The organism is Aestuariispira insulae (genome assembly GCF_003385955.1).
GTDB classification, from domain to species: domain Bacteria; phylum Pseudomonadota; class Alphaproteobacteria; order UBA8366; family Aestuariispiraceae; genus Aestuariispira; species Aestuariispira insulae.
Genome location: NZ_QRDW01000011.1, coordinates 119,681 through 133,253 on the forward strand (window position 1 = coordinate 119,681; position 13,573 = coordinate 133,253).

Below are 13,573 nucleotides of genomic sequence, written 5' to 3' on the forward strand. Positions count from 1 at the left end.
GGCTGACCGGCCATTCCCTTTTCTCGTCTGAACAGCAGTAAAAAAGAACCACGATCATGAAATTTCTGGACCAAGCCAAAGTCTTTTTGAAAAGCGGTAACGGCGGACCGGGCTCGGTTTCCTTCCGGCGCGAAAAATACATCGAATATGGCGGTCCCAATGGCGGTGACGGCGGTCGCGGCGGGGATGTGATCATCCGTGCGGTGCCGGGGCTCAATACCCTGATCGATTACCGTTATAATCAACATTTTAAGGCTAAGAGCGGCACCCCTGGCGCCGGGCGCGATATGAACGGGCCCAAAGGCGACAGCGTGATTTTGAAATTGCCGGTCGGCACCCAGATTCTCAGTGAGGATAAGGAAACCGTGCTGGCCGACCTGACTGAGGTGGGCCAGGAAGTCGTCCTGCTCAAAGGCGGTGACGGCGGGCGCGGCAATACCCATTTCAAGACCTCCACCAACCAGGCCCCCCGCAAGGCGGAGCCGGGCTGGCCGGGTGAGGAAATGTGGGTCTGGCTGCGGCTGAAACTGATCGCGGATGCGGGGCTGGTTGGTCTGCCTAATGCGGGCAAATCCACCTTTCTGGCGGCGACCAGCAATGCCAAGCCGAAGATTGCGGATTATCAGTTTACCACCTTGCATCCCAATCTGGGTGTGGTCGGCATTGATAATAACGAATTTGTTCTGGCCGATATTCCGGGCCTGATCGAAGGCGCCCATGAAGGCAAGGGCATCGGCACAAGGTTCCTGGGCCATGTGGAACGCACCCGGATCCTGCTGCATCTGATCGACGGGTCGGATGAAAAGGTCGGTGAGGCCTATCAGACCGTGCGCAAAGAGCTGGAAGCCTATGGCGCGGGCCTGGCCGATAAGCCGGAAATTATCGCCATCAACAAGGCGGATGCCCTGATTGAAGAAATCATAGACGAGCAGATCGCAGAATTGAAGGCTATTACCGACAGCCCGATCTTTGTCATCTCCGGGGTTTCCGGAGAAGGGGTGGATAAGGTGCTGCGTGCATTGTTTGCGGAAGTGGTGAAATTCCGCGCGACCGAAGAAAATCCCGAACCAGAGGTGGAAGAGGAAGCCGAGGACGGCGCAGCCAAACCCTGGTCCCCCGTTTGAGCGGGGAGGGATATCGATGAGCGGATTTTCCCTTCAGCAAGCCAAACGCATTGTCATCAAGATCGGTTCCGCCCTTCTGGTGGATGAGGCCGGGCATGTGCGCCAGGGCTGGCTCAACGCCCTGGCCGACGACATCGCGGTCCTGAAACGCATGGGCAAGGATGTTCTGGTGGTGTCTTCCGGTTCAATCGCGGTCGGCCGCCGTCATCTGGGCCTGGCGGGCCAGTCCCTGAAGCTGGAAGAAAAACAGGCCAGCGCCGCCACCGGCCAGATCCGTCTGGCCCATGCCTATCAGCAGGCGCTTGGCCATTATGAGATCACTGTGGCCCAGATCCTGGTGACCCTGGCGGATACGGAAGAACGCCGCCGTCATCTGAATGCACGCAATACCATGCTGCAATTGCTCAGCCTGGGCGCGGTTCCGGTGATCAATGAAAATGACACGGTCGCCACGGAAGAGATCCGCTATGGCGACAATGACCGGCTGGCGGCGCGGGTCGCTACCATGGTCAGTGCCGATGCGTTGATATTGCTTTCCGATATCGATGGTCTTTATGCCGCGGATCCGCGCAAGAACCCGGATGCCGAGCATTTCCCGGAGGTCACCCAGATCACCGAAGAGATTGAGGCCATGGCAGGTGATGCGCCGGAAGGCATCTCGACCGGTGGCATGGTGACCAAACTGGCCGCTGCCAAGATTGCGGTGAGCGGCGGCTGCCATATGGCGATTGCGCTTGGCACGGAAAAACATCCGGTGCAGCATTTGCTGGATGGCGGGCGCTGTACCTGGTTCCGGCCGGGCGACCGGCCGATGACCGCGCGCAAGAAATGGATCGCCGGGACTTTGAAGACCGTTGGCGAAGTGGTCGTTGATGCCGGCGCGGCGAAGGCCCTGATGGCGGGCAAGAGCCTGTTACCGGCAGGTATTCGCAAGGTCGCAGGCCGGTTCGACCGGGGTGATGCGATCCAGGTAACCGACATGGACGGACGTAAAGTGGCCGTTGGTTTGGCTGCTTACGGCGCGGAGGAAGCCGAACGGGTGATCGGGCGCAAAACTTCCGAGATCAAGGATATCCTGGGATATGAAGGGCGCATGGAGATGATCCACGCGGATGATCTGGCGCTGCAGGATGCGGTGGAATAAAAATAAGTCAGTACAGGGACAGGCGATAATGAGCGCAGTGGCGGAACAGACCATGGATAATGTGAGTGACCAGATACGAGAGATGGGCAAACGCGCCAAGGCGGCCTATCAGGATCTGGGGCAGGCGGAAACGGCGGCCAAGAATAAGGCGTTGCTGACCGCTGCGGCCAGGCTGCGCGACGGCCGGGATGTTATCAAGGCCGCCAATGAAAAGGATATGGCATTCGGTCGTGACAAGGGCTTGAGCGAAGCCATGCTGGACCGCTTGCTGTTGGATGATGCGCGCATTGATGCCATGGCGGCGGGCCTGGAAGCGATCGCGGAACTGAAAGATCCGATCGGTGATGTTATGGCCGAATGGGAGCGTCCTAACGGTTTGAAAATTGCCCGTGTGCGCGTGCCTCTGGGCGTGATCGGCATTATTTATGAAAGCCGCCCCAATGTAACTGCGGATGCCGGTGCGCTTTGTTTGAAATCCGGCAATGCGGCGATCTTGCGCGGCGGATCGGAGAGCATTCATTCCTCCGGGGCCATTGTCGATTGCCTGCGTGCGGGTTTGAAAGAAGCCGGGATCAATGAGGACGCGATCCAGATGATCCCGACGCGGGACCGTGCCGCGGTTGGCGCGCTTTTGTCCCTGAGCAACTATGTGGACGTGGTGGTGCCCCGTGGCGGACGTGGCCTGATCGAGCGGGTCCAGCGCGAGGCGCGCATGCCGGTCTTTTCCCATCTGGATGGCATCTGTCATGTCTATCTGGATAAAGCGGCCGATGCACAAAAAGCGCTGGATATCGCGGTCAATGCCAAGATGCGCCGCACCGGCATCTGCGGGGCCATGGAAACCCTGCTGGTGGACCAGGCGGTTGCTGCCGATCTGTTGCCGCCGGTGATGGATGCCCTGATCGAACAGGGCTGCGAGATCCGTGGCGATGAAGTGGTGCAGGGGCTGGATGGCCGGGTGATCCCGGCGGTTGAGGATGATTGGGGCACAGAATATTTAGAACCGATCCTGTCCATTAAGACAGTTGGTGGTGTTGATGACGCGATTGATCATATCAACCGATATGGCTCGCATCACACCGACAGCATCGTGACCGAGGATGATCCGACGGCGGAAATCTTCCTGGCCCGCGTCGACAGTGCGATTGTGATCCGCAATGCCTCGACCCAGTTTGCCGATGGCGGTGAATTTGGCATGGGGGCCGAGATCGGCATCTCCACGGGCCGCATGCATGCGCGTGGACCGGTAGGCACGGAACAGCTGACCAGTTTCAAATATGTGGTGCGTGGCACCGGGCAAACGCGCCCCTGATATGGTTGGGCGCGCGAATCAATCCTTGAAGCGGGGCGGGGGAACGGCTAAAAGTCGGCGCGTCCGGCGGATCGGATTGCTGGGCGGGTCGTTTAATCCGGCCCATGACGGGCATCGGCATATCTCGCTGGCGGCCATAAGGCGCCTGGGCCTGGATGAGGTCTGGTGGCTGGTTAGCCCACAAAATCCGCTGAAGCCGGTAGAAGGCATGTCCCGCTTTGAGGCGCGGTTTTCGTCCGCCAAGAGGGTGGCGCGCCATCCCCGGATCCGGGTGACCGGATTCGAGCGTGACATGGGATTGCAATATACTGCCGATACGCTGGAGGCGATTCGCGTCCGCCACCCCGACTGCCGGTTTGTCTGGCTGATGGGGGCGGATAATCTCGGCGGATTTCACCGCTGGGAACGCTGGGAAAGGATTGCCGCCGCCATGCCCATTGCCGTTTTCGCTCGTCCGGGCTATGATTTAAGGGCTCTAGCTGGCGTCGCGGCACAACGTTTCAAACATGTTCGGCTGCCGGAATGCAGATCCCGGACATTGGTGAAACAGAAACCGCCCGCATGGGTTTTTTTAGCGATCCGGCGCCATCCGGAGTCCGCAACCCGGATCCGACAGGTCCGCAGCGGACGGAAAACCGGATGACCGGATCAAAATAGGAGAGGAAGACAATAGCTAGCAACAATGGGAAGTCAGACACTTCCGACGCCTTGTTGAAAATCGTTGAGACGTCTCTGGACGACGACAAGGCTCAAGCCATGACGGTCATCAATCTGGCCGGAAAATCCAGCATCGCCGATTATATGGTTATCGCCTCGGGCACCAGTGCCCGGCAGGTGTCGGCCATGGCCGACCATTTGGTCGAAAAGCTGAAAGATGAGGGTCAGGAAGGCGTCACCATCGACGGTAAATCCCAGGGTGACTGGGTGCTGATCGATGCGGGCGACGTGATCGTGCATCTGTTCCGTCCGGAAGTCCGCGAATTCTACAATCTTGAAAAGATGTGGGGCGTGGATATGCCGGCTCAGCCGGGGGCGCTGCACGCTCAGGGTTGAGCGGGCCGGGGCTTCCGCGTTTTAGACGTTAATTGGCGCGGACTGGCCGATGGATGGCCGGTCCGGTCAGGAACGGGGTTTCCTGATGCGTATTCATCTGATCGCGGTCGGTCGCGCCAAGCGGGGGCCGGAGAAAGATCTCTTTGACACCTATTGCGGCCGCATCCGCTGGCCTTTCCAACTTCACGAAGTTGAAGAAAAACGCCCGCTTTCCGGTGACGAGCTGAAGGCACGTGAAGCGGAATTGCTGCTGGGCGCGCTGCCCGATGGTGCGATCCTGGTGGCCCTGGATGAACGCGGTAAGCCGCTTGGCAGTGAGCAGCTGGCGGGCAAGATTGAAGGCTGGCGCGATGGCGGGGCGGGCGACCTGGCCTTCATGATCGGCGGCGCGGACGGCTTGCATGAAAGCATCCGGAAACGGGCCGACCTGATCTTGAATTTCGGCGCGCTGACCTGGCCGCATATGTTGGTGCGCGGCATGCTGGCCGAGCAGGTTTATCGCTGCCAACAGATTCTGGCGGGCCATCCGTATCATCGACGGTGAGGCTGCTCAACATTCGACGGGGGGAGAAATGTATCCGGAACTGTTTGTTATCCGGCATGGTGAAACCGTGTGGAACCGGGAAGGGCGATGGCAGGGGCACAAAAATGCCCCGCTTACCGACCTTGGAAAATGGCAGGCGGCCAGGCAGGGGGAAATCCTGCGGGACCTGGGATTGCAATCCCGCCTGGACCTTACCTGCCTAAGCAGTCCCCTGGGGCGCGCCTGCGAGACCGCGGAGATTGCTCTTGGCGCGCTTGGCTGTGTCTTTCAATTGCATGACGGTCTTAAGGAAGTCTCCCTGGGGCGCTGGGAGGGTTTGTCACGCGAGGATATTTTGGGGGCGGATAGTGTTTCCAGTGATCAGCAGTCGGTTGTCCTGAGCTGGGACCAGGCGCCTGAAGGCGAGGGCTATGACGCGGCGCGTATGCGGGCGGAACAATTCCTGGCCGGCCTTCAGGGGCCGTCCATCCTGGTGACCCATGGGGCCTTCTCGGCTGTGTTGCGTGGTCTCTGGCTTGGGCTCGGGCGCGAAGAATCTATGGCTCTCAGCATGGAACAGGGGTGTGTATTCCATCTTTCCGGAGGGAAAGAGACTATCCTCAGAGAGGCCCAGGGCGAAGTGCGGGTAAAGGGGCAATCGTCGGATAGCCGGGGTCAGAACAGCTTCAAGGGTTCGTGCCAGTAATCCGCCGGGATGGACAAAGTTTCCCTGGTCATTAACGGATTGGGTATGTCAAAGCGGCGGCGCTCGGCCAGCCGCACCTTGGCCATCATATCCTTTACATGCGGGTGTTGGTTGAACAGGGCCATGAAGGAGCCATCCTCATAGGCCCGGACCAGGCCGGTTCGTATGGCATCATGCAGCGCCTGGTTATCCCGGTTAACGAAATAGAACTGGGCGAAGGGATAGACCAGCAAAAGCTCTTTTTCCACGGCCAGGCGAGGAAAGCGGTTCTGGTGCTGGGCCACTTCCGGATGGGCCTCGTTAATACCGCGGGGAAAATAATCGATCCGTTTCAACTCAATCATCTTGAGCAGGGATTCATAAGGGGCGGCCATCACGATCAGGCCCGAATGTTCCAAAATTCCGATATCGGCCCAGCCGGTGCCCTGGCCCGCGCGCAGTCCCGCAAGCTTTTCCAGGCTGTCGATCCGGCTGAAGAGGAGTTGATTATCCGGATGGATGATAAAAACCCGATAACCCAACAAGCCCCGATAGACCGGTATGCGCACCGGCAGGAACCGGCTCTCCAGGTCGGCGCTGGTACCGGCATAATGAACCGTGATGCTGCGTTTCTTCTCCAACTCCAGGAAGGCGCGCGCCTGGGTGATCGGCAGGTCATAGGCCAGCAGGTCATAGGCGCGGCCGCTTTTTTTCAGTGCCAGTTCAAGCAACTGGATCGGATAACCATTGCGCACTTCCCCGCCCATGCGGGTTCCATAAATCACCTGCAAGGGTTCCGCCGCCAGCGGCAAAGCCCAGAACAGCCCCAAGATCAGACTGATCGAAGTTATTAGATTTTGCCCCCGCATCATCGGCCCCTTATCGCCGTTAAGCCAACAGAGATCAGAATAGCGGCAGCCGCTTGATTAGGCCAATTGGAATTGTGTTTCCAGGATGCCGGGGTGGTTTGGCTGCCAGCCAAGCGCTTCGCGCGTTTGCTCGGAGTGGATATGCTGGCTGAGATGGGCGCCATCCGACCAATGGGTGCGGTCCACCACCGGATCCGTGCTGATCCCGGCCTGGCGGCTGATGGTGCTGGCGATCTCGGACATCGGCACGGCCGCTTCGGCGATGGCGTGATAATCCGACTGATTGTCATCTTTCTCGATCGCCAGCCGGTAGAGCCGGGCCAGGTCATCCCGGTGAACCAGTGGCCAGCGCAGGTTTTCGGTCGCGGGCAGTCGTAGGGCGCGGCCCTTCTTGGCATCTTCCAGCAGGGGGTTGATCATGCCGCCATCCTCATCCCAGACCAGGCCCGGATGAACCACACTGGCCCGCAGGTCCGGGTTGGCAAAAAGGCGATCACGATGGGCGACCATGAAGGCAAACTCGTCCAGCGGTTTAAAGCCGCTTCCTTCTGCGGCCGGAGTGTCTGCACATGTGCCATAAAGCCAGACCCCGCCAGTATAAAGGAACCGTTTATCCGGATGGGTTCTTGTGACTGCTTCGATGCCGGACAGGAAGGTGCTTTCGGCCTCGGCCATATTCTCATCAAAGGTGGCGGCCATATGGATGATACCGTCGGCATCGGCGGCGGCGTCCTGCCATTTGTCTGTTTCGGTCATCCCGGCGATGCGCGGCACAGCGCCAAACGCGCGCAGTTTTTCCGCTGATCTCTCGGACCGGGCGAGACCGATGACCTGATGGTCCGCTGCGATCAATTCTTTAACGACGGCGCTGCCCACATAACCGCTGCCGCCGGTGACAAAAATTTTCATGAGATCGGTTCCCGTCCTGTTTGCTGTCGAGATGATTAAATAAAGATTATTCTTTATTAATTCAAGCGCGAGAAAAAACCTTTCCCCTATCCTGCCGACGGAAACCTTGTTAGTCTTTTGAAAAGCGGAGGAAATCCGCGATTGAAGAAGTTTGGGAAAGAACAAGGAAAAGCCGGGGAAACCGGCCCTTAACGGCGTGACACCGGAGATAACCGGGCCGCCAATGGTTCAATCGCAACAGGGAAATTTGGGTAAATGACAGAGAATGTTGAGCCGGCATCCACCGGCAGCGGGCCGGGCGCGTCGCGCCTGAGTGACACCAATTACAGGCCGCCTTTGGTGCAGGCTGTGCCTTTGGGCATCCAGCATGTATTGGCCATGTTCGCGGGCAATGTGACCGTGCCGATCATCATCGCGGGCATCGCCGGGCTGGCCGGGGCGGATAAAGTCTTCCTGATCCAGGCGGCGATGATGGTGGCGGGGGTCGCGACCCTGTTCCAGACCATCGGTTTCGGGCCGGTGGGCGCGCGCCTGCCCATCGTTCAGGGGACCAGTTTTGCCTTCATCCCGGCCATGATCCCGATCGTCAAAGGGGCGGGGCTGGGCGCACTGTTTGGCGCGACCCTGGTCGGCGGGATTTTCCATTTCCTGTTGGGTACCTTCATCGGGCGCATTCGCGGCATCCTGCCGCCGCTGGTGACCGGCATCGTGGTGCTGGCCATCGGCCTGTCGCTCATTCCGGTTGGCATTAAGTATGCCGCGGGCGGCGCGCATATGCCGCCGGATTTTGGCGCGCTGCATCATTGGGGGCTGGCGCTGTTGGTGATGGCGGTGATTTTGGGGGTGAAATTCCTGTCCCGGGGTTTTGCCTCCGCCGCGGCCATCCTGGCCGGGCTGGTGGTCGGCTATCTGGTTGCGATCCCCATGGGGCTGGTGGATTTCGCCCGTGTGGGGGAGGCCGCCTGGTTCGCGCTGCCGGAATTTGCCAAATACGGCCTGGAATTTGAGATGACCGCGATCCTGGCCATGTGCCTGATGTCGGTGGTCTCGGCGATCGAGACGGTGGGCGATATTTCCGGCATCACCAAAGGCGGGGCCAACCGCGAGGCCACGGACAAGGAACTGGCCGGCGGCACCTATGCCGATGGCCTGGGCACCGCCTTTGGCGGTCTGTTCGGGGCCATGCCCAATACCTCCTATTCCCAGAATGTGGGACTGGTGGCGCTCACCGGCATGATGAGCCGCCATGTGGTGACCATCGGAGCGCTCTTCCTGATCCTGGCCGGTTTGGTGCCCAAGGTGGGCGCGGTGATCTCGGTCATGCCCAACGCGGTTCTGGGCGGGGCGGCCATCGTGATGTTCGGCATGATTGCCGGCACGGGCCTGAAACTGTTGAGCGATGTGGTGATGAACCGGCGCAATATGGTGATCATCGCCATGTCGCTTGGCATCGGACTTGGCCTGAAATCGGTACCGGAAGCGGTGGCGGGCCTGCCGGGGTCGGTTTCGGTCTTGCTGACCTCTGGCTTGCTGCCGGCGGCGGCGGTGGCGATCCTGCTCAACCTGATCCTGCCGAAGGAAGGTTGAGAGGCATCAAGCCAGACGAATAAAAAAACAAAACCGGCGCCCATGGGTGCCGGTTTTTTCATGTCTTCACTGCAGGTGAGAGAGGGCTGGTGGGGTGAATGCCCGTCAGATCTTGCTGGGCGCCATGACGGCGGCGCCACCTGGCGTGGCCGATCCGGCATTCTGGTTCAGCATATCCTTGATATCGCAGCCGCATTTGCCGCATTGCGGTTGACATCCATGGGCGCGATACACCGCCGGCACGCTGGCGGCGCCATTGTCAATCGCGGTCTGGATCTGGCCATCGGTAATGCCATTGCAGATGCAGATATACATGTCTGAATTCACCCAACTTGAGAATGTTTCGCAGTATTATCGTGAATGCGAGTCATTGTCAATTCAAATGCGAGTCATTTTCAACTTCGAGAGGTCACACGTGTTGTGAAACGACACATAACGCGGTCTGGCGACAGATAAGATGGTTTAGTAAACTTAATGATTTTAATGTTTTAGTAGGTAAAACGACACATAAGACGATCCAGAAAGTTAATGCTTTAGTAAGCCATTGTTTTATAAAGATTACTATATTTTATAGTAAAGGATAGTACTGAATTCACTCTACTGAATTCACTCTACTGAATTCATAATACTGAATTCAGGAAAAGATTATTAGCTGGGAAAACCGATAACAAATTCACGATAATAAATTTACTATATTGAATTTGTTATTTGAATTTAGGTCAGAAAATATGAAATGGCATATATGCGGTGACATATTTGCTCTTACGGCTTCCATAAATATTTATGGAAATCAAAATTTTTATTTCCAAGACGGGTTCCCTTTCGAGGAATCGGTCCTATCATCACTGAATAGTCAAATTTTCAGGAGGTAAAAATGTAAACACCGCCACAGAGTTTCCGTAGCGGCGTGTACAAGTGCTAGAAGCACAGATTCAACACCTTTCTTCTAACACTTCTCTCACCCGCTATCAACAGTCGCGTGCATGCACGCCACAGTTTTTTGTTGCCGAAATCAGGAGAGAAGTCATGCAGCAGGCCTTTAGATCCCCGGTTTCCCGCAGTTGTGGGCGGGTTGTCGGTTACTGGTCCTCCAGGAAGTCACATAAGCTTATTCAGTGGGAATCTCAGTTGGAAAGGGATTGCCTGATCCGACTCGATGCGGATCCCAAAGTGCGGTTGATTTATGAACAGCCGTTTCCATTGCGTTATCAGTTCGACGGCCGTCAGCGAGAGCATATTCCGGATTTCCTGGTCTATCTGTCCAATGGTCGCAAAGTCGTCGAGGTGAAGCCGAAGGTAAACCTTGAAATTGATGGTGAGCAAGAAAGATTTGAGGCCATCAAGAATGAGTTCAAGGCGCAAGGGCTGGATTATGAGGTTTTGACCGAGGTTGAAATCCGCAAAGAGCCTGAATTCTCCAATGCCAAGCTCGTCTCCAGGTTTCGATATCACCACCTTCCCTCTTCCGCGGAAGTCCTCTTGCGCAAAATCGGCAGTCAGCATCGGCAGCTTGAGGCAGGAGAAATCGAGTTTCTGTCCGGCAACGAGATCAGGAAACCGACATTGCTTACCGCGCATAGCCTCGGGTTGCTCGAGTTGGATCTGGGAAGGGAGTTTTCGGCGAAAACCATTGTTTCGTTTCTGAGTCAGGGAGAAGAAAAATGACACAAATCTATATTGGTGCCAGCGACAGTGTATCTCTGGACGGGCGTGTTTTTGATGTGAACCGTGTATTGGATCACCACACCATCCAGTTGGTCTGCCCGAGGAACGGTGAACTCCGGAATATAAAATTCGATCATCTGGCCAAGCTTATATGCTTGGGGGGCGCTCTGGTTCAGCCAGGGGCTAGGCGTAAGCCTGTTCCCCATACGGAGAATAGGCCAAGCGTGGATCTTCTGTCGGATGAAGATAAAGCCGCTTTACATCGTATGGTCGCTTATGTTCGGAAAATTCCGGCGCGGAATGCACATCACATCAGTAACAAGGTTCTCGGCCAGTGGATCACTATTGTCGCGGATCAGATCGGGGATTCGTTGCCTCCAACAGTGTCCACTGTCCGGCGATGGCTCCATCGGTGGTGGACCGGGGGAGAACGGCCAAAGGCACTAGCCTATAGGGTGTCGCAACGGGGTAACAGATCCTGCCGGTTTGATCCGGAAGTCGAAGAGGTCCTCGAGCGGGATATTAACGATCGCTTGCTTCGGGCCGAGAAGTTTAATGCCCAGGATGTTGAAGCGAATGTGAAAAATCATATAGAGGAAATCAATCGTTCCCGCGTGCCGTCATTGCAGTTGAAGGTACCGGGGCTGCGCACCATACAGCGTCGCATCAGTCAGTTGGACCCTTATCAAGTAATGGTGGCGACCAAGGGCAAAAGAGCGGCGGATAACTATTATCGTGCCGTTGGGCCCGGGCTTGTGGCCGAATTCCCTCTGCATATCGTGCAGATTGACCATCACTTGATTGACCTGGTGATCGTTGATGAGGAAAACAGGGTGATTGGCCGATGCTGGCTGACCATGGCGATTGATCTGTTTTCTCGGATGCCGGTGGGTATCTATCTGTCTGTTGGCGATCCCAGCTATGACAATTTGGTTGGATGCCTGAGGCAATTAATATTGCCAAAGGATTCGATCCTGGAGAAACATCCCGAGATCGCCAGTGACTGGTCGGTGTATGGGATTCCCCACACTATTGTGCTGGATAATGACCTTTCCCATCATGGGAAGGATTTCCAGGATGCGGCCAATCAGCTTGGTTTCAATATTCAATATGGCCCGAAATGGACCCCGCATTACCGCGGGGCAATCGAACGATTGTTCCGGACATTGAATACTGGACTTATTCACAAACTGGCCGGGACCACCTTTTCCAATCCCAAGGAACGCGGGGACTATAAGTCTGAGAAGATGGCCTGCCTTACCATGTGGCAGGCAGAAAAACTCATCCTCAAGTTCTTTTTGGACGTTTATGGAAAGAAGCTGCATTCCGCATTGCGGGATACGCCCGAAAACACCTGGAAGCAGGCGGCAAAGGAGAATCCCGTACGATTCATCGACAGCGCTGAGGAACTTATCATCCTTTCATCCCACACTGTGACCAGATCACTCTCGCGCAAGGGTATCTTGCTTGATCACCTGCAATATAACTGTGAGTTGCTCGCGGATTTGCGTCTCCGGCTCGATCAGGCCGAAGGCAGGCAGCGGGTAAGCCGCGTGGTTTCGGTCAAACTTGATCCAACCGATATCGGACATTTGTACGTCAAAGATCCTCTGCTCAACAGATGGATAACAGTTCCCTGCCTGCAGTGTTATGCGAAGGGACTTAGCCGTTGGCAACATAATATCATCCGCAAACGGGTGCGGGATCGCCTCAATTCAAAACGAAAGTTAACCGAGGAAGATCTGCTGAAGGGTCGCAATGAATTGCTCTCAATGATTGATGACTACTGCGACAAATATAAGAGGACCACACGCAAGCAAGTCCGTTTGCGAAATGGATTGGACCGCATGGAAGCTCAAATGGCGAAGAAATCACTTTCAAATCGCGTTCAGGACCTGAAGCACGATGATATTCCGGACTTCGACCCAGTCGAGTTCCTTAGGAATGCGGGCGAAAACGGCTGGTTCACTGATCAGGATGATTGAGGAGGATGTCATGAGTGAAGCGGTGAATGATTTTGATGATATCCCGGTGTCGGATGAGATGGAAAAAATCCGGAAACTGGCGGAATTCCACAATGCTTGGATCCAATACCCAAACGCGGAACAACTGCTTGGTAAGTTAAAATTCTTTCATCTATATGGTCGGCATTTGAAGGAAGGTCGTATCATGACCCTGCTGGGCAGTACCGGTACCGGAAAGACCAAATTGCTGGAGCGTTACACCAGTCAGGCCAACCAGACCAACCGGTTCCGAGTGCTCTATGTCTGCCTTCCGGAGAAATGTTCCAGGAAGGATGCAGCTATGGCGATTGAGGGTGCCTTTGGCGGTCTCTATGTCGGTCAGCAGACGAAAACAAAAATTGTGGATCGGATTCTGAAATACATTGCGGCGAAAAAGGTGGAACTGATCATTTTGGACGAATTCCAGCATGTTCTGGACAAGGATAGAGACAAGGTGATCCTGGAATCAACTGACTTTATCAAGTCGCTGGTCAATATGGCCAAGATACCATTTCTGCTAGCAGGGCTTCCGCAGGTTCAGGACATAGTGGCGCTCAATCCCCAACTGGATCGTAGGATTTGTCTCCAAGGCCAGCACAGTGAATGAGCTAGTCCCCGGAAATCGGACAGTGACGTAAGCTACAGAAGAGTGTTTTCTGATCTCAACAATGGAGATCAGTTATGTCCAAACGGAAACAG

14 protein-coding genes are annotated in these 13,573 nt (G+C 56.2%); 11 read left to right on the forward strand and 3 right to left on the reverse strand.

Annotation, left to right across the window (positions count from 1 at the left end; all coding sequences use genetic code 11):
• Positions 1-56 precede the first annotated feature (56 nt).
• From obgE to DFP90_RS19250, 7 genes are all read left to right on the forward strand, one after another.
• Positions 57-1,124: a GTPase ObgE gene (gene obgE, locus DFP90_RS19220; RefSeq protein WP_115938446.1), complete on the forward strand. Its 1,068-nt coding sequence runs from the start codon at positions 57-59 to the stop codon at positions 1,122-1,124.
• Between the two features lie 16 nt (positions 1,125-1,140).
• Positions 1,141-2,268: a glutamate 5-kinase gene (proB, locus tag DFP90_RS19225; protein ID WP_181905460.1), complete on the forward strand. Its 1,128-nt coding sequence runs from the start codon at positions 1,141-1,143 to the stop codon at positions 2,266-2,268.
• Positions 2,269-2,296: 28 nt separating this feature from the next.
• Positions 2,297-3,580 (forward strand): glutamate-5-semialdehyde dehydrogenase, encoded by a 1,284-nt coding sequence (locus DFP90_RS19230; protein ID WP_115938450.1) that lies wholly within the window; start codon positions 2,297-2,299, stop codon positions 3,578-3,580.
• A gap of 1 nt (position 3,581) precedes the next feature.
• Positions 3,582-4,223: a nicotinate-nucleotide adenylyltransferase gene (locus tag DFP90_RS19235; protein ID WP_115938491.1), complete on the forward strand. Its 642-nt coding sequence runs from the start codon at positions 3,582-3,584 to the stop codon at positions 4,221-4,223.
• A gap of 68 nt (positions 4,224-4,291) precedes the next feature.
• Positions 4,292-4,633, forward strand: coding sequence for a ribosome silencing factor (gene rsfS, locus DFP90_RS19240; protein WP_281269704.1), 342 nt, complete (start codon positions 4,292-4,294; stop codon positions 4,631-4,633).
• A gap of 85 nt (positions 4,634-4,718) precedes the next feature.
• On the forward strand, positions 4,719-5,177 hold the full coding sequence (rlmH, locus tag DFP90_RS19245) for a 23S rRNA (pseudouridine(1915)-N(3))-methyltransferase RlmH (RefSeq protein ID WP_115938493.1): 459 nt from the start codon (positions 4,719-4,721) through the stop codon (positions 5,175-5,177).
• Positions 5,178-5,205: 28 nt separating this feature from the next.
• On the forward strand, positions 5,206-5,862 hold the full coding sequence (locus tag DFP90_RS19250; protein ID WP_115938454.1) for a histidine phosphatase family protein: 657 nt from the start codon (positions 5,206-5,208) through the stop codon (positions 5,860-5,862).
• Here the strand turns inward: DFP90_RS19250 and DFP90_RS19255 are convergent.
• Both DFP90_RS19255 and DFP90_RS19260 read right to left on the reverse strand, forming a co-directional pair.
• Positions 5,832-6,713, reverse strand: coding sequence for a type 2 periplasmic-binding domain-containing protein (locus tag DFP90_RS19255; protein ID WP_147301065.1), 882 nt, complete (start codon positions 6,711-6,713; stop codon positions 5,832-5,834). The two genes, DFP90_RS19250 and DFP90_RS19255, sit on opposite strands and share 31 nt — an antisense overlap.
• A gap of 54 nt (positions 6,714-6,767) precedes the next feature.
• Positions 6,768-7,619, reverse strand: coding sequence for an NAD-dependent epimerase/dehydratase family protein (locus DFP90_RS19260; RefSeq protein ID WP_115938458.1), 852 nt, complete (start codon positions 7,617-7,619; stop codon positions 6,768-6,770).
• Positions 7,620-7,874: 255 nt separating this feature from the next.
• Between DFP90_RS19260 and DFP90_RS19265 the strand changes: the two genes are divergently transcribed.
• Complete coding sequence (locus DFP90_RS19265; protein ID WP_115938460.1) at positions 7,875-9,206, forward strand: uracil-xanthine permease family protein; 1,332 nt, start codon at positions 7,875-7,877, stop codon at positions 9,204-9,206.
• 105 nt (positions 9,207-9,311) lie between these two features.
• Here the strand turns inward: DFP90_RS19265 and DFP90_RS19270 are convergent, their stop codons facing one another.
• The gene (locus DFP90_RS19270; RefSeq protein ID WP_115938462.1) at positions 9,312-9,521 is read right to left on the reverse strand and encodes a (2Fe-2S)-binding protein; all 210 of its coding nucleotides are present in this window, start codon (positions 9,519-9,521) and stop codon (positions 9,312-9,314) included.
• Positions 9,522-10,121: 600 nt separating this feature from the next.
• Between DFP90_RS19270 and DFP90_RS19275 the strand changes: the two genes are divergently transcribed.
• From DFP90_RS19275 to DFP90_RS19285, 3 genes are read left to right on the forward strand one after another with little or no spacing between them, the layout of a single operon-like run.
• Positions 10,122-10,871, forward strand: coding sequence for a TnsA endonuclease N-terminal domain-containing protein (locus tag DFP90_RS19275; RefSeq protein WP_147301066.1), 750 nt, complete (start codon positions 10,122-10,124; stop codon positions 10,869-10,871).
• Complete coding sequence (locus tag DFP90_RS19280) at positions 10,868-12,856, forward strand: Mu transposase C-terminal domain-containing protein (RefSeq protein WP_115938467.1); 1,989 nt, start codon at positions 10,868-10,870, stop codon at positions 12,854-12,856. Before DFP90_RS19275 ends, DFP90_RS19280 begins: the two co-directional genes overlap by 4 nt.
• A 10-nt stretch (positions 12,857-12,866) precedes the next feature.
• Positions 12,867-13,481 carry a TniB family NTP-binding protein gene (locus DFP90_RS19285; protein WP_181905461.1) on the forward strand — a complete coding sequence of 205 codons (615 nt, stop codon included), beginning with the start codon at positions 12,867-12,869 and terminating at the stop codon, positions 13,479-13,481.
• Positions 13,482-13,573: the final 92 nt, after the last annotated feature.